The organism is Enterococcus sp. AMC1251 (genome assembly GCF_058216535.1).
Genome location: NZ_CM177098.1, coordinates 587,830 through 605,913, shown reverse-complemented (window position 1 = coordinate 605,913; position 18,084 = coordinate 587,830). Strand labels below are relative to the sequence as shown.

Annotated in this window: 20 protein-coding genes; 4 read left to right on the top strand and 16 right to left on the bottom strand. The window is 35.6% G+C overall.

Annotated features, from left to right (window positions below; genetic code table 11):
• Window positions 1-163: 163 nt before the first annotated feature.
• Complete coding sequence (locus AC4BBR_RS02795) at window positions 164-1,492, bottom strand: C1 family peptidase (RefSeq protein WP_490461068.1); 1,329 nt, start codon at window positions 1,490-1,492, stop codon at window positions 164-166.
• 142 nt (window positions 1,493-1,634) lie between these two features.
• Here AC4BBR_RS02795 and AC4BBR_RS02790 point away from each other — a divergent pair, with 142 nt between their 5' ends.
• The 3 genes from AC4BBR_RS02790 to AC4BBR_RS02780 all read left to right on the top strand — a co-directional run bounded on the left by AC4BBR_RS02790 (window position 1,635) and on the right by AC4BBR_RS02780 (window position 4,140).
• Window positions 1,635-2,006, top strand: coding sequence for a GntR family transcriptional regulator (locus AC4BBR_RS02790; RefSeq protein ID WP_490461067.1), 372 nt, complete (start codon window positions 1,635-1,637; stop codon window positions 2,004-2,006).
• A 17-nt stretch (window positions 2,007-2,023) separates the two neighbouring features.
• A complete protein-coding gene (locus AC4BBR_RS02785) occupies window positions 2,024-3,406 on the top strand; it encodes a PH domain-containing protein (protein ID WP_490461066.1) in 1,383 nt (460 codons plus the stop codon).
• Between the two features lie 254 nt (window positions 3,407-3,660).
• Window positions 3,661-4,140, top strand: coding sequence for a GNAT family N-acetyltransferase (locus tag AC4BBR_RS02780; protein WP_490461065.1), 480 nt, complete (start codon window positions 3,661-3,663; stop codon window positions 4,138-4,140).
• An 80-nt stretch (window positions 4,141-4,220) separates the two neighbouring features.
• Here the strand turns inward: AC4BBR_RS02780 and AC4BBR_RS02775 are convergent, their stop codons facing one another.
• From AC4BBR_RS02775 to AC4BBR_RS02720, 12 genes are all read right to left on the bottom strand, one after another.
• Window positions 4,221-4,838 carry a P-loop nucleotide/nucleoside kinase family protein gene (locus AC4BBR_RS02775; protein WP_490461064.1) on the bottom strand — a complete coding sequence of 206 codons (618 nt, stop codon included), beginning with the start codon at window positions 4,836-4,838 and terminating at the stop codon, window positions 4,221-4,223.
• Window positions 4,839-4,842: 4 nt separating this feature from the next.
• Window positions 4,843-5,706 (bottom strand): class II fructose-bisphosphate aldolase, encoded by an 864-nt coding sequence (locus AC4BBR_RS02770; protein WP_490461063.1) that lies wholly within the window; start codon window positions 5,704-5,706, stop codon window positions 4,843-4,845.
• Window positions 5,707-5,731: 25 nt separating this feature from the next.
• Window positions 5,732-6,133, bottom strand: a complete 402-nt coding sequence (locus tag AC4BBR_RS02765) for a tetratricopeptide repeat protein (RefSeq protein WP_490461062.1) — start codon at window positions 6,131-6,133, stop codon at window positions 5,732-5,734.
• A gap of 15 nt (window positions 6,134-6,148) precedes the next feature.
• Entirely contained in the window at window positions 6,149-7,438 is a 1,290-nt protein-coding gene (locus AC4BBR_RS02760; protein WP_490461061.1) for a PTS sugar transporter subunit IIC, read from the bottom strand.
• A 26-nt stretch (window positions 7,439-7,464) separates the two neighbouring features.
• Window positions 7,465-7,770, bottom strand: coding sequence for a PTS sugar transporter subunit IIB (locus AC4BBR_RS02755; protein WP_490461060.1), 306 nt, complete (start codon window positions 7,768-7,770; stop codon window positions 7,465-7,467).
• Between the two features lie 21 nt (window positions 7,771-7,791).
• The gene (locus AC4BBR_RS02750; RefSeq protein WP_490461059.1) at window positions 7,792-9,891 is read right to left on the bottom strand and encodes a BglG family transcription antiterminator; all 2,100 of its coding nucleotides are present in this window, start codon (window positions 9,889-9,891) and stop codon (window positions 7,792-7,794) included.
• 198 nt (window positions 9,892-10,089) lie between these two features.
• Window positions 10,090-10,290: a heavy-metal-associated domain-containing protein gene (locus tag AC4BBR_RS02745; protein ID WP_490461058.1), complete on the bottom strand. Its 201-nt coding sequence runs from the start codon at window positions 10,288-10,290 to the stop codon at window positions 10,090-10,092.
• Window positions 10,291-10,328: 38 nt separating this feature from the next.
• Window positions 10,329-10,775 carry a CopY/TcrY family copper transport repressor gene (locus AC4BBR_RS02740; protein WP_490461057.1) on the bottom strand — a complete coding sequence of 149 codons (447 nt, stop codon included), beginning with the start codon at window positions 10,773-10,775 and terminating at the stop codon, window positions 10,329-10,331.
• A 198-nt stretch (window positions 10,776-10,973) separates the two neighbouring features.
• Window positions 10,974-11,495: a GrdB-related putative oxidoreductase gene (locus tag AC4BBR_RS02735; RefSeq protein ID WP_490461056.1), complete on the bottom strand. Its 522-nt coding sequence runs from the start codon at window positions 11,493-11,495 to the stop codon at window positions 10,974-10,976.
• Between the two features lie 15 nt (window positions 11,496-11,510).
• On the bottom strand, window positions 11,511-12,869 hold the full coding sequence (celB, locus tag AC4BBR_RS02730; protein ID WP_490461055.1) for a PTS cellobiose transporter subunit IIC: 1,359 nt from the start codon (window positions 12,867-12,869) through the stop codon (window positions 11,511-11,513).
• Between the two features lie 21 nt (window positions 12,870-12,890).
• The gene (locus AC4BBR_RS02725; RefSeq protein ID WP_490461054.1) at window positions 12,891-13,220 is read right to left on the bottom strand and encodes a PTS sugar transporter subunit IIB; all 330 of its coding nucleotides are present in this window, start codon (window positions 13,218-13,220) and stop codon (window positions 12,891-12,893) included.
• A 27-nt stretch (window positions 13,221-13,247) separates the two neighbouring features.
• Complete coding sequence (locus tag AC4BBR_RS02720) at window positions 13,248-14,201, bottom strand: glycosylasparaginase (protein ID WP_490461053.1); 954 nt, start codon at window positions 14,199-14,201, stop codon at window positions 13,248-13,250.
• Between the two features lie 228 nt (window positions 14,202-14,429).
• On the opposite strand from AC4BBR_RS02720, the gene AC4BBR_RS02715 reads away from it, so the two are divergent.
• Window positions 14,430-15,047, top strand: coding sequence for a CPBP family intramembrane glutamic endopeptidase (locus AC4BBR_RS02715; protein ID WP_490461052.1), 618 nt, complete (start codon window positions 14,430-14,432; stop codon window positions 15,045-15,047).
• 68 nt (window positions 15,048-15,115) lie between these two features.
• Here AC4BBR_RS02715 and AC4BBR_RS02710 read toward each other — a convergent pair whose 3' ends face one another.
• From AC4BBR_RS02710 to AC4BBR_RS02700, 3 genes are all read right to left on the bottom strand, one after another.
• Window positions 15,116-16,435, bottom strand: coding sequence for a Sapep family Mn(2+)-dependent dipeptidase (locus AC4BBR_RS02710; protein ID WP_490461051.1), 1,320 nt, complete (start codon window positions 16,433-16,435; stop codon window positions 15,116-15,118).
• Window positions 16,436-16,466: 31 nt separating this feature from the next.
• Entirely contained in the window at window positions 16,467-17,189 is a 723-nt protein-coding gene (locus tag AC4BBR_RS02705) for a GntR family transcriptional regulator, LSA1692 subfamily (RefSeq protein ID WP_490461050.1), read from the bottom strand.
• Window positions 17,190-17,264: 75 nt separating this feature from the next.
• Window positions 17,265-18,083, bottom strand: a complete 819-nt coding sequence (locus AC4BBR_RS02700; protein WP_490461049.1) for a YitT family protein — start codon at window positions 18,081-18,083, stop codon at window positions 17,265-17,267.
• Between the last annotated feature and the right edge of the window lies 1 nt (window position 18,084).

Here is an 18,084-nt window from a genome sequence, read left to right as displayed (position 1 = left end):
ATCAGGTTAATCTCGTGTTATCATTTTTTTCCTTTTAGGTCAATATAGGACATAATTCAATTTCTCTAAAAATAATTCATAAACAAAAAAGGACTTGCCGAAGCGAGCCCTTTTCTATTAAGCTATAAAATGCGTTAATGGGAAAGTACTGGACAAGCATTAACTATGCCAAAGCCCCCATTGGATCCCAAGGTGCTAAAACAGTTGGCTTTTGTTTCCAAACTTCTTGTAATTCTTTTGACAAGAAATCTTTCCGAACAACAATTTGATATGTGTATTCGTCCATCCAAGCATCACTCATCACAAAGAAGCCTTTATCACCCACTTTTTCGCCCCAACTATTTTCCACTTTCCATTTAGTAGACACACCATCAATCACATCCACGCCAGTTAAAACCATCGCATGGGTCATTAAGCTTTCGCCAAAATCTAAACGTTGTGCTTTTGTCATCGTGAAATCGATATCGAATAAATCATTCATATCATAAGCATCTAAAGACATAATCCCACTATCTCTTGTAGAAGATTGTCCCACATCACAGCCAAACCAAACCGATTCACCCTGTTCTAATTGAGCCACTGCTAATTTTTTGAAAGTCGTCATATCCACATTGATATATTTCACTTCTTTACCGCCCACAACGTTTCCTAACATTTCTACAGTATAGGTTTGATTATAAGGTTTGTCCGCTGTTGGCGCATTGATTATACTTACATAGTCATCAAGATTTACATCTACATATTTTTCATAAAATGAGTGCGGCGTTAAATTTTGATCTAAGTGATATTTTTTCTCTTCGTCACGGTATTCAAAATCAACTGTTTCAGGAGGTGTCCCTAATGAAATCGCTAAAAAGTTATAGACCTCCTTTAGCATTGCTTCCTTAGCTGTTTGAACCTCAGCTGTTGTTTTTCCGCTAGTGATCAGCTCACGCAAAATAAATGCATCTTTTCTTAGTTTTTTATTTAAGTAAGTGTTTAGATCACGTGAGTTTGAGCTATTGCTGCTTTCAGGCATGGCTGTTTTTGGTACAACCCCATATTTTTGGAAAAGTGAAACGATCATATCCCATTGTCCACCATCTTGTTGAGGTGTTGCTAAAAGGAAAGCCACTTTACGGCTGTCTAATTCTTGTTCAGCTGTTGCAATGATATTTTCATAGAAATAATTAGATTTTTCATATTTATCCCAGAAAAATGTATAATTTTGAGAAAGTTCGAAATCTTTTAAATTAAAACTGTTGATCATTTTGTGTCTAAAGGTATTCAATGCTGCAAACATCCAGCAACGTCCACTTTGTTTTTGATTCGCTACTTTTCCAGTCGTAAGGTCTACTGAAAAAACAGGAACATTATTTACTGCAGCACTTTGATTTTGCGCAGAAGCAGTAATACCATTTTTGACAACTCCACGTTGTAAGGCATTTAGTTTATTATTTTCCACGAATTCGTCGTGGAATTTTTGTGTTACTTTAGGTTTAATTACTGACATATCAGTTCATCCTTTCATTCGTAATATTCCTTCCTCATTATATGCCTCAAATTTCAATCTCTCAAGTTTTAATAAAATATACTCGCTTTTTTGCATCACATGTATTATGCTATGTAATACAAAGAGAGAAAGAGGTGAAACGATGTTATTAGAAATAGATACTCAAAGCCCAGTACCAATTTATCAACAAATTTGTAACCAGCTTATTCTTGGTATTGCTACAAAAAAACTTTATCCAGGTGAGATTCTTCCTTCTGTTCGGCAACTGGCAGATGAAATCGGAGTCAACATGATGACTGTTTCAAAAGCGTATGTGTTATTGAAAAATGATGGCTATATTTTAACAGATCGTCGAAATGGAACAAGAGTCGCCGAAAAGCAAACACTTAGTCTGCCCTTTCAAGAACGATTTTTAAAGGAGCTGGAACTATTATTAGCAGAAGCTTCTATTCATCAATTCTCAGAAAATAGGATTCAAGAAGATGTGAAAAAGATTTATCAAAAATTTGAATAGTACAAGGGGTGTTAAAAATGAATTTATTTCTTTATTTATTACTTATTGGGACCAACTTTTTAATGGCTTTTGCTGGGAGAATTCCTGCAAATCCGCATAAAAATATTATTTTAGAAACAACCTTACCTAAAGATAAACTTCAAGAGGAACAGGTTCTAGCTGTTAGTAGAATGTACAAAAAAAGACTATTGCAGTGTGCTGGAATCTTCTCTGTCGCAGCTTTTCCTATCTTGATAAGCACATATGATTCTTTGACTTTGATCTATTTCTTAACAATGATGATTGGTTTTATCGGAACTTCTTTTTACTTACAGATCGTCTACATTCGTAAAATGACCACTGTTAAAGTCCAAAACAATTGGATTTTACCTACGAGTCCACTGTTAGTTGATACAAAGTTAGTAGTAAATAAAAATCGTAAACTAATTTCCGTCTGGTGGTTTTTACCAAGTGGTTTCATCACTCTTTCAAGTTGTTTTTATTCGGTTAAAATACTGGGCTTCTCTAATGGAAATTGGATTATTTGTCTTATTTCTATTCTTTTATTAAGTATGTTTTTGCTTTTCTATTCTTTTATTGCACGTTTTCCAGTTAAACCATTGACAAGTGACGAAGCGATTAATCAAAAGGTCAATGATCAAATGCGCCATCACTGGTCTGTTTTGATGGCTATTTCTGCACTGGTTTTAAGTCCTTTGGGTTTCATGACAACTTATTCGATGATAATTCCTTATGAACAAATGATACTATTTTTAATCGGTTATACCGTACTGATTTTGGTCTTTGTCCTATTCACTTTTTTCTACTTATTCTCTTCCAGAAAAAAACAAGACCAATTAATTTCACAAGCCAAAGAATACCGCTATAGCAATGAGGATCAATATTGGAAATACGGAATTTATATGAATCCTAATGACAAGAGAATCATGATACCTGATCGCGTAGGAATGAACATTTCTATAAATTTAGGTAGGTTGGGTGGAAAAATTTCCATGATTGTAACAGGTGTTTTCGTTTTAATTGCCTTAATTGCCTCAACGATTCCAATGGTAATCAGTGATTTTTCCGCCAATCCTTTTGAATTGACTACCACACATAAGGGTATTTATCTCTCGGCACCATTAAGTCAACCTAGAAAAATTGATTGGAATGACATTGAATCGGTGGAATTGATTAACCATTTACCGAAAGATAAAATCCGTGTTTACGGAACAGCTACTGAAAATTATTTAAAAGGTGAATTTCAGGTGAATAATGAACCTTCTTACTTACTTGTTTTAAAAGAGAAACAACCGATTTTAGAAATAAAAACAAAAGATAAGTACTACTACTACACAAATAAAAATAACGAATTGACTAAAAAAGCATACCATAATATCCAATCGATCCGAGGAAAATAGAAATGACGACATTTGTCTCATTCTCGACTTTCAACTACACTAAGTAATCTTTTTACTTCTCAACTATTCCTTCTCTTTTCAGTCGTTAGATACTCGCTCAATTAGTTTATTTGTTAAGAATTGTTATACTTTATTACTTGATACGGTCATAAAGGTGATTATTTTGCTAAAAAATGCTTCATCTTGCAAATTATACTTTGACATATTGCGATTATATGATTAAACTAAACTTAATGAATAGGAGTGACCGAAGAATGAGTGTATTCAGTTTGAGAAAATATCAACAATCTGATTTAGAAAACATACTTGCTATATTTAATGGCACAGTTCAAGCAATCAACAAAAAAGACTACACGCAACAACAAATCGATCAGTTGGTTCAGCTGACACCTGATTATGTCAAGTGGCACCATGAACTTTCATCGACCTATGCAACTGTTGCTCTTAACAGAATGGAAGTTATCGGTTTTGGCAATATTACTGATACGGGTGAACTTAATTACCTATATGTAGATAAAAAATGGATCGGCTATGGTATCGGAAAAATGATTGCTACAGATTTGATGGATCATGCATTTAAAGCTGGAGCAAAAGAACTTACTGTCTATTCGTCAATCACAGCTAAACCGTTTTTTGAATCGCTTGGATTTGAGTCTGTACAACAAAAAGTACAATATCGTAATGGTGTAATGCTTATGAATTACTTGATGGTTTGTCGGAAAGATAATCAATAAGCAACTTGTTTCAACAAATGAAAACAGAGGCGTCTACTGAATGATTTTTTCAGAGGTGCCTCTGTTTTGATTCGTCTTTTTTAGTTTTCTTTCTCGATTTTATTTTTCAAGTATTGGATTAAGTTGCTGTAATCTACTTTTTCATAGTCTGTAACATCATATTCATGAACTTCTCCTAATTCAAACTGATCGTATTTTCTCGTTTGAATGATTCGTTTGAATTCGTCTTTTGTAATATGATAGTCTGCTTTGCTTCGATCATTTAATCGATCAGAAAAATGATAATGGGTCATTAGATGACTGAGGTGTCGATCTGGTTCTATATCTCTTCGTTTTCTTCTCTCCCATAATACATCGAAATCAGCCACTAAACGAATGGTAATTACGTCATATTCATACCTATTGGCTAGTTGTCTAAGATTCTCTTTTTGCTTATCACTAAATGGATATTCTGAAACGATTACTTGTTTTCCAGCATCCATATACAAGGTTAAAACTCCATAATAAAAGGACCATACTTTTGTTTCTAACTGTATTTTTTCATCAAGATTATCAAAGCCAACTGAATCAGCATACAATTCTTTTCCTTCGTCCGGTGTGATTAAGAATATATCTGGAATTTGTTCACGGATTTTTTGAATCAGATAGGACTTTCCTGTTGCTGGACTCCCAGCAAGTAAGAGCAAATATTTTTTCATCTGACTAACCCAAATAAACAGGACTTTCCACATTCATAAATAAGCCTATTTTGTGCTTAACGATATTATGACACATTTCATTAGCTGGAATTACATTATAACGCAATGATTTATTCACCGCGGTCTCTTCGAATGATTCCTTCGCTGTTTTTGTCCAATTCACTAAAAGCTCCGTGCCAACATTGAATTTACGAATACCATTGTTGATTAGTTCCGGGTAATCTTCTTCTTTTACCCCTGTTCCGCCGTGAATCACAAGCGGAATATCCACAGTTGCATGAATCTCTTTTAACAGTGGTACATTCACCTCTGTCTTGGATTTAAATTGACCATGATTGGTTCCAATTGCAATAGCTAAGGCATCAATACCTGTAGCTTTTACAAAGGTAAGAGCATCTTCTGGTTTTGTGTAAACTTTGTCATTTTCATCTACATGGATACCTTCTTCTGTACCTCCTATTGTTCCTAACTCTCCTTCAACAGAAACACCTTTTGAATGAGCATACTCCACTACAGCCTTTGTTTTTAATATATTTTCTTTAAAGGGTAGATGAGAACCGTCATACATTACCGAAGTGTAACCACAATCAATTGCTTCTTTGATATCATTAAAATCCCTGGCATGATCTAAATGAAGTACAGCATCAACCATCTCTTTCTCAGCCATCGTTTTGACAACAGAAACTAAGATATCATAGCCGATATATTTCGCTGTATCCACACTGGTTTGGATAATAATTGGTGCCCCCATTTCGTTGGCTGCTCGAATCATCTCAGGTAACATTTCCAAGTTGTGAGCGTTAAAAGCTCCTACTGTAAAATTCAATTCTTCTGCTGTTTTTGTGACTTCTTTTAATGTTGTGTACATATATTTCTCCCCTATCTGTCAATAGTTATTGACCACTAATTGTCACTTTCTTTGCGATTTGTCTCATCTCATCCATCTTATTCATCCACTGATCAATTCCGGCGTCATCACCATTTTTGGCTGCCTCTGCCCGCTTTTGATTGTATAGACTCATCAACTTTTTATAACCAGTTCCAATACTGTTTTTTAACCCCTGGCTTTTTTCTAAGAAGATGATGGCTTGATCTGTTTCGTTTAGTTGTACGAATAATAAACCTATGTTTTCGTATTTTTCAGCCAATACTGTGTCTTCTAACTGGGTCTCGTTGATTTCTAGTGTCATTCGATCAATTTTTTTCTGAATATCATTTTTTTGCGCTCCCGTCAGGATTTCCACAACTTCAGTCTCCACAGTATTTATTTTCTTCTTTTTTAGGAAATTAAACATATTTTTTACTCCTTTTTAGAAAGCTTTCATGATCGGACTAATAATCCAAGCGTATAAGAGTGCCGCTGTAACTGTATCCACATCAGTAGCTGTCGCATTTACAAAGCCCATATTATTAAATATTGTTACTAATAGTGCTGGTAGTAATGTAATAAAGAAACCATGGGCGATCCCACCAATGATCGCACCCCGTCTACCACCAACTGCGTTACCGAAAATTCCAGCTGTACCGCCTGCAAAGAAGTTGGTCAACATCCCTGGTAAAATCATCGCTAGACCAAATGTTGGTAAAATAAACATCGCCAAAACAGCTCCGATTGTTGTTGTGATAAATCCTAGAATTACTGCGTTCGGGCTGTATGGAAAAAATACAGGACAATCTAACGCTGGAATTGCATTTGGTACTAATTTCATTGCAATTCCTCTAAAGGCTGGAACAATTTCTCCAAGTAACAAGCGCACACCCGCTAACAAAACATACACACCAACAACAAACTGGATCGCTTGTAAAAAGGCAAACATAATATAGTTTTGATTGCCCGATAATGTTGCTGCGAATTCTTCTCCTGCAAATAATACCGTCACAATATATAAAGGAACCATCACGACCATCACAGATAAATAGGTATCTTGTAAAAATTCAAACGATTTTGGTAATTTAAGATCTTCCACTGATTTTTTGTTTTCCCCACGTTCTCCAAAAATCCAGGCAATCCCTGCTTCGAATAGATAGCCAATCGTACAAAAATGACCTAAAGCAATATCATTTGATCCAGTTATTTTTCTGATAAATGGCTGCGCAATCGCTGGCATTGCTACCGCAAAAATGCCTCCGATAAATCCGCCAACAATGATCAACACGATTCCACGAAGCCCAGCAAAGTAACCAAAAACTGTTGTCATCGTCGCCATCCACAAAATAGCTTGTCCGGTTAAAAATATATATTTCCATTTTGTAAAACGAGCAATTAGAATATTGAAAATGAAAATTGCTAGAAATGTTAATGCAATATCTCGCCCTAAACCAAGCTCATTCATTGCTTGTCCATTGATTGCTTCAATGGAAGGTATGATGCCTTGCATGTGGAATCCCTCTGTAAAAATCTCTCCAAAATAGGTTAAGCTGCCGACAATAATACTTGAACCCGCACTCAGTACTTGAAAGCCCAGCAACGTCTTTAGTGATCCTGATAAGACTTGTCCAATCGATTTTTTTTGTAAAATCAATCCTAACATCGCAATCAAGCTAATTGTGATTGACGCTTGCGTCAAAATATTTTCGATAATAAAATTAACTACGCCCATGATAATATCCCCCCTTATATTTTGGTTTAAATAATACCTTTTTCTTGTAAAATTGGTGTGATTTTTTCATCTATTTCGGTCTTTGAAACGATATTTTTCAAATAAATGATTGCTGTCTTCTCCGTATCAATAGTAAATTTTTCAAATTGCGTTTGAAAATTCTGAGCGGTAATAATAATATCTGGATTCATAGATACCGCAGATGAGATATCTGTATGTTCTAGTTTTGCTTCTACGCCTTTTTGATTTAGTACATCTTCTGCCGCCATCTGCGCTGCAAAGCTACTACCTAACCCTGCACCGCAAACAAATAAAATAGTTAGTTTGTTCATAATAATTCGCTCCTGTCGTTTTTATTCGTTTGTTTCTTTTGACTCTTCTTCATATAAAATCGTTTCAAATTCTGATACGTTCATACAGTTTGTTAAACGGATTATTTTTTCCTCATTATTGATCAATTCAATCAAACTTTTCATAATGTTCAGATGAGAAAATGAATCCACTGCAGCTAAACAAAAAATAATCTTTACTGGATCATTCTCTTCGTTTCCAAAAATAACAGGTTCTGCTAAAGTTGCGACACTTATACTCAAGCGGTTCACACCATCTTCTGGTCTTGCATGAGCTAACGCCAAATGTTTGCCTATCACAATATATGGACCAAATTCTTTTACAGAAGCAATCATCGCTTTTACATATGATTCTTTGATGCTATTCTCTTTTAATAATGGGTATGCTACTCGTTGGATTGCGCTCTCCCAATCTGGACATTCTTCTAATAACAAAATATCGCTTTTTTTTAAGACATCTTTCAACATCGGCTGCAACTCCCTTTTATTTATCTTTAAATGATTCTTATCAAAGGCTGTTTCTAAGGTTTGATAGACTTCTCTAGAAATTTTCCCACCGCTATCTTTAATCAAATCAAGAACCGTGTAAAAGAACTCGGTAGAATCACTTTCATTATTCACTAAACGTTTTAATTGTTTGTTTCGTTCTAAAAACTCTTGAATATTTTTTCGACTTTCTACTTTGATGATTGGATCTACTACCAAAACAGGCTTTTCAGAATAGGTTAAACTGAGTGTCGAGAATATTAAATCAACATCTAATTTTTTGATTAGTTCCATTTCTCCTGTACTTAAAACGGCTACTATATCAATAGGGAACAATTCTTTTAAATGTTCTGCCAATAATCGACCGGTAGCTGTTCCATGATTACAAATCACTACTGCCTTATACGTGTATTTAAGTTCTTGATTGATCGCACTCACAGATGTTGAAAAGTGGATCGTTAAAAAGGCTATTTCATCCTCGCTAAGGTTCTTTTTGGTCATTGCCTCGATAGTCGGGGCAAATTTTTCAATCGCAACATAAATCGTTCCGTAATAGCGTTTTACATTTTCTTTTAAAGGATTTAAAATTTGTATTTCGCTCTTTACACGACTGATAAGTCCCGCCATATGTCGATATAATCCTTCATGTAATGCCTCTTCTTTTTTTGAAAAGGGTATTTTTGTTGCTTGTTCCACGAATTGAATTAGTTGAATCGATAATAGCTGCGCCTGTACCCATTCGGCTGAGTTACTTATATTGCCTGTGCTGAATGTTTCTAGCATGAAAGTGATATAATTTAATTCAAATGCTGGAGGTCTAACGGAAAGAGTTAGACAAAGTTGGTCGACAAAACTACGTAATTTGTTTTGAGCGGTATCAAAGACTTCCCAAGAAGAATTTGCAATTAATTCTTGTTTTAAATAACGACTCAGCCAAACTGCAGTAAATAGAACTAATTGATTTCGATAGATGTCTTCTTTTGAGGAAATCGTTTGATGATATACATTGTCAATTTCTTTCAGTATATTCTTAGGAAAATAACGAAAGAAATGTCTTTTTGAAACGATCAAACCGGCTTCATTTCCCTCAAGAAATCGTAAACTGTCAATTGATTGGTTAATTACATCATAAATCATCGTCCGAATTGTTCGCTCCGAACCTTTTAAAGTGATTCCTTGTTTGGGTATACTCAACACGTCGATTCCATACTTTTGAAGAAGCGTTCTGACTCTGCGCATATCTTCATCCATGGAGCTTTTTGATATTTGGTACTCTATTTCTTTTTGGTATAAAAATACTGGCTGTTCAGACAAAGAAAAAGCCAAGATTAGATCAAAAATTCGTTCCTCACGATTTAAGTAATCGTATTCATTTTTTTCATCAATGCAGACGTCTATCCTTTTTTTTTCATTTTCATCAAGTGTTAAAAGCATACCGCGATTTCTAATTGTTTTGACTTCTGGTAGTTTACGACTAATAAGAAATTCATTGATTTCGTTAATTTCGTTTCTGATTGTTCGATGGCTGATTTGAAAATCTTCGCTTAGCTCTCCAAGCGTCAAAGGATACTCTGACCAAATAAATCGTTTTAAAATTTGTATTGTTCGATCTTTCATCTGCTTCTCTCCTTGTCTGATTTCATTATATAGTTGAACGGTTCAATTGATTAGTAGAGATTGTTGCACTATTTATTTGCAAAAATGTAAGCGTGAACATTTTTTTTTCATGGGCAGTAAATGGTATGTTCAATATACCAAAAATAAAAAAGCATTAAGTTCCTAATTTCTCGAAACTTAATGCTTTCTTCATACTTGTTAGCCAACAGTAAATTTTGTTTCTGATAGCGACTGTTGCAATTCTTCATTTGAGATTTCTCTATCACTTGTTACAAATGCTGATTTTTTCGCTAAATCCACACTTGCAGATTGAACACCTGCAATTTTTTCAAAGTTTTCTTTGACGATATTTATGCAACCATCACATTTCATTCCGTTGATTGTTACTGCTTTCTCCATTAGTAAACACTCCCTATGCTAATTTTAGTCCTATTGATTTAACTTGCTAAGTGACACTGACATTGTCCAGGTGTACAGTTGCAAGGGACTTCTTTTACTGCAGATTTTCGTTTTTCCATTAACAATGATTCTAATGTATCAATATCCGCAAAGCTCAATGTACTATCATTTATGATCGATTCAAGAACTTTTCCAACTTTTTTACTGCAAACTTTAGTTAACATCTCTGTTGAGAGCGCCTCAATGCTTTTACGTTCTTCGACTAAAGGAAAATAGGTGAACTTGTTGCCATTACGCGTTGTTCCTAGCATCTCTTTATCCACTAAGCGGCTTAGTAACGTTTTGACAGTGGTGCTTTTCCACTCCTTCTTTTCATTAAGGATATCTGTCACTTCTTTACTCGTGGTTTCCTTTGTCGCCCAGACAACACGCATGACTTCCCATTCTGCATCAGTGATATTTATTATTCTTTTCTTTTCTGACATAAAAAGTCTCCTTTTTACTAATTTCTTGACATCAACCTTTTAAACTACATCCGTAGTCAATCGATATATTTATAATAGCTCTTTTTTTCTTATTTGTCAAAAGTAGAATTTCCTCTCATTTGCGCACGTAAAAGAGAAGTCCTAGACAAAGCACAAAATCAGTTTTGTCTAGGACTCCTTTTCTTCTTAATTTACTTATTATTCAAAACAGATCGTTTTTTCTATTGTTTCTGTCTGTTCTCCATGAGCTTTTTTCGCTGTTAAAAATGCCATATTTTTAAAAGACTCGTTTAAGCCAATTCCACCTTTTTTTGGCATTTTAATAATAGCTACTTGATCTTTATATTCCTGTGTTGCGGGATTTTCAATAGCCATCGCCGCAACGGCTGGAATTCCGTATTGGTTAAAAGAAATTGCTAATTTTGCCGACATTTCTCCAAAATTTGGATACTGCATTGCTGGGCCACAAAGCACTGCATCTGCTTCAAATTTTTTAGCAAAACCGACAAATTTTTTCGTCACTTCTTCTGGGTTTTCTAAATAATACTGGTCACCACAATAAAGAGTAGCCACAATCTGGGCATCGTTTTCTTCAAAAAATGGACTTAAGGTTTTTCCTGGTCCCATCGTTGTTTTCTTACCGCCAGGTGCTAGGTGCGCATTTTCATCACTCCCCATTCCTGCCTGCACGTGATTTAATACGAGTATAATTCTTTTCATCAAAGAACCTTCTTTCTAAATATCATCGAAATCGAAATCATCGAAATTAATCTCTTCTTCTTCCTGAATCTCCACCGCTTGTGCTTCTTCTCGTAAATATTGATCATCCATTACTTTAATAAACGGATAGTAAATGAACATACCTAAAATAAATAGGAATCCTTGCAAGACAGCTCCTTGCCAGCCACTCACCAGAAAGCCTGAGAAAATGATTGGTGTGGTCCACGGCAACTGAATGCCATTTGTTAAAGGAACTAAGCCCCAATTCATTGCAAAATAAGCAATAATGATATTGATTGTTGGAACTAAGACAAATGGAATTAAAATTAACGGATTCAATACAATTGGTAAGCCAAAAATAATTGGTTCGTTGATGCCAAAAATACCTGGTACTAAAGATAGTTGGGATAATTTTTTAATTCGCTGACTCTTACAAAATATAACCATTACCACAATCAGTGAAAGAGTAGAACCAGCACCGCCAAATGTGGCAAACATATCTTGAAATTGTCCAGTAATAATATTTGGAATTTGTTGTCCGTGTTTGTATGCATCTAAATTTTCAACTGATAAGGCTCTTAAAACTGGATTAAAGACTGCTCCAACAACACTGCTTCCATTGATACCAAAGAACCAGAAAAAATGTAGAAATACATAAGCAACAATCATTGCTCCAAGTGTGTTCCCCAATGCTAATAATGGCGTTTGTAAAAATTCAAAAATAATTTCTTGTAAATTCCCATACGAAGATAAGCTAACTAACCAATCTGCAACAAAGAATATAAAGACCACAATAAAACTTGGAATTAGAGCTTCAAAGGACTTCACTACCGTCGGCGGCACGCCATCAGGCATTTTAATCGTCCAGCCTTTACTTAAAACCCAAACAAAAATCCGTGTAGAAACTAACGCTACGATCATTCCTAAAAATAATCCGTTAGATCCCATCCATTTTAACGGTAAACTCGCAACTTCTATTAATTTTTCCGTTCCTTCTGGCGTGTACTCAGTGTAATAAGGCGTCACAATGAAAAACGACACCAGCGCAATAATCCCTGACTGCATTGCATCTACCTTGAATTGACGTCCCAAGCTATAGGCAATTCCAACAACCGCTAAAATCGTCATTACATCAAAACTAGCATTTGCAGGAACTGCCATATGTTCCGCCCAGTCCACACCTAAAAACGCTGACATCCATTGATCCCATTGAGGGAGTGGAAAATTTGCAATTAAAAGAAAAATCGATCCTACAATCAATAACGGAGTGGATAGTAAAAAGCCGTCACGAATTGCAACAAGGTACTTATTTTCCCCAATGACTTTAGCCATTGGCGTCAAGATGCGTTCCAACCAATCTAAAAATTTTTTCATATAGATACACTCCAGCCTTTTTTATTTTTTAGTTGATTTAATTAATTTTAATACTTCTTTTAACGCTTTTTCACCATCCATCATACCGTATACTTCCGGTGCAATTGCGGCTACTGGAATTCCTTGGGGAGTAAATTGCTCTTTCGTTTTTTCAAGCAGGAAGCGTACTTGAGGACCTAGCAATATTGCAACTGGCTTTTCCTGATCGACCACCTCTTGTGCCCTTGCAACTGGAAATGCAGTAATTTCTAAAGGCATTTGATGTTTTGTTACGACTTCCATCATTTTATTGACCATAATACTTGTAGACATTCCTGCATCACAAAATAAATAAATCTTCTTTTTACTCATGTATTATTCTCTCCTTCGTTTGTTTTGTTAATCAATAGGTGCTTTGATTCGTTTCTCATAAGCCTTCAACCATTCTTGCGTAATTGGCTCGATGATTGTCCGATGGTTTTCGCCCATATTAGCTAGATAGATTGCAGGTTTCTCCTGATCGTTTGCCACACTAAATGTAAATTCTACATTAGTCGCAACACCCCATTGTCCAGTATTATTCATCGCAATTAAAGAGAAAGCCCCCGCTTTGCCATATCGTTTGGTTAATTTTTCATGAAACGTATAGACAGCTTGATCGCAAGCTTCTTGGGGTGTTTTGCCCTCCCCCATCTGACGAACAATTTCATACGCTAAGCAGCCCTTCATCAAATCTTCCCCCAAGCCCGTGGCCGCTGCTCCACCAATTTCACTATCGACATAAAAACCTGAACCTGAAAGCGGAGAATCACCTACTCGCCCTGGTTTTTTCATAAATAAACCTGAACTGGATGTGCCCGCTGCCATACTTCCTTTTGTATCTAATGAAATGGCACCAATTGTATCGTGACCGTCATAAGGACTTAAATTATTTTTGGCAATTTCTTCTACACGTTTCTCCCAAATTTTATGAGCTCTTGCTGTCAACATATTTTTTCGTTCAAATCCATTTAACATCGCGTATTTTGTTGCACCTTCTCCGACTCTAAAACTGTTGAATTTTTCTTCACTTAATTTTCTGGCAACGGAGATCGGATTTTTAGTATCCGTAATACCAGCCACTGCGCCAAGTTTAAAATTGTCCCCATCCATAAAAGCAGCGTCCATTTCTAGAATCCCTTCAGCGTTGGGTAACCCACCAAATCCAACTGATTTATAGTATGGATAGTCTTCAACTGTTTGAATCGTTTGTTCGATTGCATTTCCTGCTTGACCACCTTTCGTTAATGTCTCACTGGCTTGTACGATTCCATCGTGCGCCATACGCCAAGTAGCAATTATTCCCCATGACATTACATCCACATCCTTTAAAATAGCGTTTTCATTCTTTTGCAATTGTATTATACACGATATATACATTTTAGTATATACCATTTTCTGTAAAATTTATTAAAAATCATATTCAGTTTAAAAAGCACATCATTTTCCTAAATCTATCGATGCAAAGTATACTTAATCAAAGACTTTTCTAGCTATTTCTTTTGATTTAAGAGGTCTACGATTTAATGGAGGGATTTTTATATGGAAACAAATAAAGCTCTACAAAGTTCAACCCTAGGACTTTTCGGTGGGACCTTATTACTGTTTATTGGATTTTTTGGGTTGATGACGTTTTCTTGGGCTTGGTGGGGACTATTTGTTGGTGGTACTTTTGCTTGGATATTAGCATTTGGAAAAACTAGTGCATTTGCATTTCGTGCCCCGCATAAGTTGTGGGTGATTCCTGTAGCAGTAATTGGTTATTTTGTTAGTGGGTTAGTTATTGGATTGATTTCTAAAGATTTAGGATTTAACTGGACAGCCAATCCTGCGTCGGGGCATTTAGGTACAATTATTTTCATGCTACCTTTTATGTTGATGGGGGAGGAATTATTGGGAATCGGCATACTTGAAGGTGCTCAAAGTAAAGGTCTTTCTCTCATTCAGAGTACTTTATTAAGTGCCCTTGTCTTCGGTCTTATGCATATTCCTTCTTATTGGGATGGTTCTTGGTTCACTACCATGACACATGTTTTGCTTTTACAAGGTGTTGCTCGTTTGATTTTGAATATTGTTTACTTAAAAACTGAAAAAAGTATCTGGGGCTCCTGGATTGCCCATGTCTTTATTGATCTTGCTGCTTTATCTGTATCTATGTAATTAGTCTAAAACTAGATATATCCAGCCTCTCGTATGTTTCAAAGAGGCTGGATACGCTTGTTTTGTGTTTAATTTTCTGTTGCTAGTTTATAAAGTGCCAATGTATAAATTTCCAGATTAAGCAGTAAATCATTTAAATCCATGTATTCATTTTTATTATGTGCGATCCCTTTTTGTCCTGGAAATGAGGGCCCAAACGCGACGATATTTGGCATGGTTCTAGCATAAGTTGCCCCCGTCGTCGTAACAGGTGTACCGTCTAATCCTGTTACTTTTTCATAAACATCAGCTAAGATACGGATATTAGGATCGTCTTTGGGGAAATTGGTTCCTTTCAAACTTCTTACAATGATGACTTGCGTATGCTCTAATACTGTTGCTTTGATTCTTTCAATAACCTCTTCTTCACGGAATGTGACAGGATAACGAATTGCAATAAAAAGTGATAGTCCTTCTGCCGTTTTGCGTAATTCATAAGGTGTAAGTATTAATTTTCCTGAATCTTTATCCGCTAGAGCCAAATTAATCCCTTCACCAAAATGTTTTTCATGTAAACCTTCAAAAATCCATTGAAAATATTTTTTAAGTGGTTCTGCTAAACTTGTGTCATTCATCAGTTTTTCCGCTAATAAGGTAATTGCGTTCTCACCCAGTTCGGGTGCATTTGTCGGAGCGCGTTTTCCTGTAATTTCAATCTTTTTTCCATTTTTTAGTTCAACTGTTAGTTCATCGGGTACATGATCTTTGGCTTGGTCGCCTTCAATCGTACCAAGAACCGATAAATCTGCTTCAGAAAATGGTGTCATTAGTTCGACATTAACAATTCCTCGCTCACCATATACGACTGGATACTTACAGTCTGGCGTAAAGCCAAACGTCGGTGGCTGTTCTTCTGCTAAATAATAAGGTAAATCAGCAGATCCGCTTTCTTCATCCGTTCCAAAAATAATACGAATCGTTTTTTTCAAAGGAATGTCTAATTCTTTCAATATTTTCAATCCATATAAGCAAGCAAATGCGGGGCCTTTATTATCTAAAATCCCTCTACCGAATAAGCGTCCGTCTTTTTCGCTTAATTGAAATGGCGGGAAATCCCAGCCACTACCAGCTGCAACCACATCTAAATGCCCAACTATTCCAACATATTCTTGTTCATTCCCATATTGCGCGAACCCTACTGCCTCTTTAATCACTTTCGTTTTAAAACCATAGCTTGTAGCCAATGATAAAGTAGTCTCCAAAGCCCGTCTAGGTTCTTTCCCAAAAGGTGCACCTACATCGGCCTTGCCCTTAACGCTTGGCACTTCCATAATCTTATTTAAATCATTTAAAAAATGGTGTTGATTTTTTTTAACTGCTTTTTGAATACGTGTTCTGATTGTTTCCATTTTTTTTCACCTGACTTTTTTAGTTTTTATGCTAAGTTGTCGTACGATGGAGTGTATTTTTAAAGCTATAACGATCCGCACGATAATATGATGTATCATATAAAATCGGTGTAGCAGTGACCGAATAGGTTATTGAATGAACCATCAAGAGTGGTTCACCTGCTTCGACTTTCAATAATGGACTCAGTTCTTTCGTCACTAAAATCGCTTCGACTTCTTGATGTGAGTAAGCAATTTCGATTTGTTTTTCAATCAATTTAAACAGCGAAGCTTCCAATTGTTTTTCTGTTACTTCTGGTAAATAGATCGATCTTATATACAAATCCTCTACCGTCATCGGCTCATTATCGAATGAGCGCAAACGAACTAAGTGATACACTTCTTCTTGATCATTTAATTGCAAAGCTCTTGCTATTTCCTCTGGTATAGCCGTTATTGCTTCAAAACTGATCACTTCTGTCTTTGATGTTTTTCCATAAGATTTAGCTGCTTCTGTAAATCCTTGTAGTCCAGAACGGCCACTTTGGATTTTTTGTTGTGTCATCACATAGGTTCCTTTACCTTTTTGTTTCACTAAAATATTTTTAGAAATAAGTTCATCAATTGCTTTTCTTACAGTTAAACGACTAACACCAAACTCCTTAGCCAAATCATATTCAGAAGGTAGACGTTGTGAACTAATGTAAAGTCCTTTATCGATTTTTTTTTGAATTTTCTTTGCTACTTCTTGAAAGACACTTTGTTTTTTCGCCATTTTTATTCTCCTATCTAATCCTAACCTTTGCTTCATTATAATCGAAAGGCGTTGCAAGGACTATCCCCCAAGATTTTACCATTCATAAAAAGTAGTATTTGTAGACACACCTGGTGAAACACTGACAAAGGCACCTGTATCTGTTGTATTAACTGCTTCACTTAATTGTTTCAACTCTTTTTTAGCAACAACTACAATTAACAATTTCTTTTGCTGATGATCAAAAGCGCCTTCCACGTCATTGATGACGGTAATTCCTCTTTTCAACGTTTGATGCAATTTGCTAATAACATATTCTGCTTGGTTTGTCACAATCATGACCTGAACTTTCTGCTGCTTTGTGTTTACATAATCAACCATGCGACCACTGATAAATACAGACAATGCACTATAAAATGCGAACTCCCAACCATAAAGAAAACCTGCCGCAAATTGAACACATAAATTAAAGATAATAAAAACCGTACCAATGCTTTTTTCTGTTAATTTTCTAACAACGATTCCAATAATATCTAACCCACCTGTTGAAAAATCACTTTTCAATGTAATACCAACTGATATACCATGCAACGCACCACCCAAAACAGCACAGATCACAGGATCTGTCGTTAACGTAACAACTGGGATCATACGCATAAATAAGGACGTCATAAATACAGCAAAAATTGTATACACCGTAAACTCACGATCAATTTTAAACCAAGAAACGATAAGTAATGGCAAATTGAATAATAGAACTAACAAAGGAATAGATACAGTTAAGCCTTGTGTTGATTTAAGAACAGTGGAAATCAATTGAGACAATCCAGTAATTCCGTTAGCATATATATTCCCTGGCAACCAAAAAAAGTTTAATGCCAATGATGACAAAAAGGCATATGCTAGCGCTACCAAT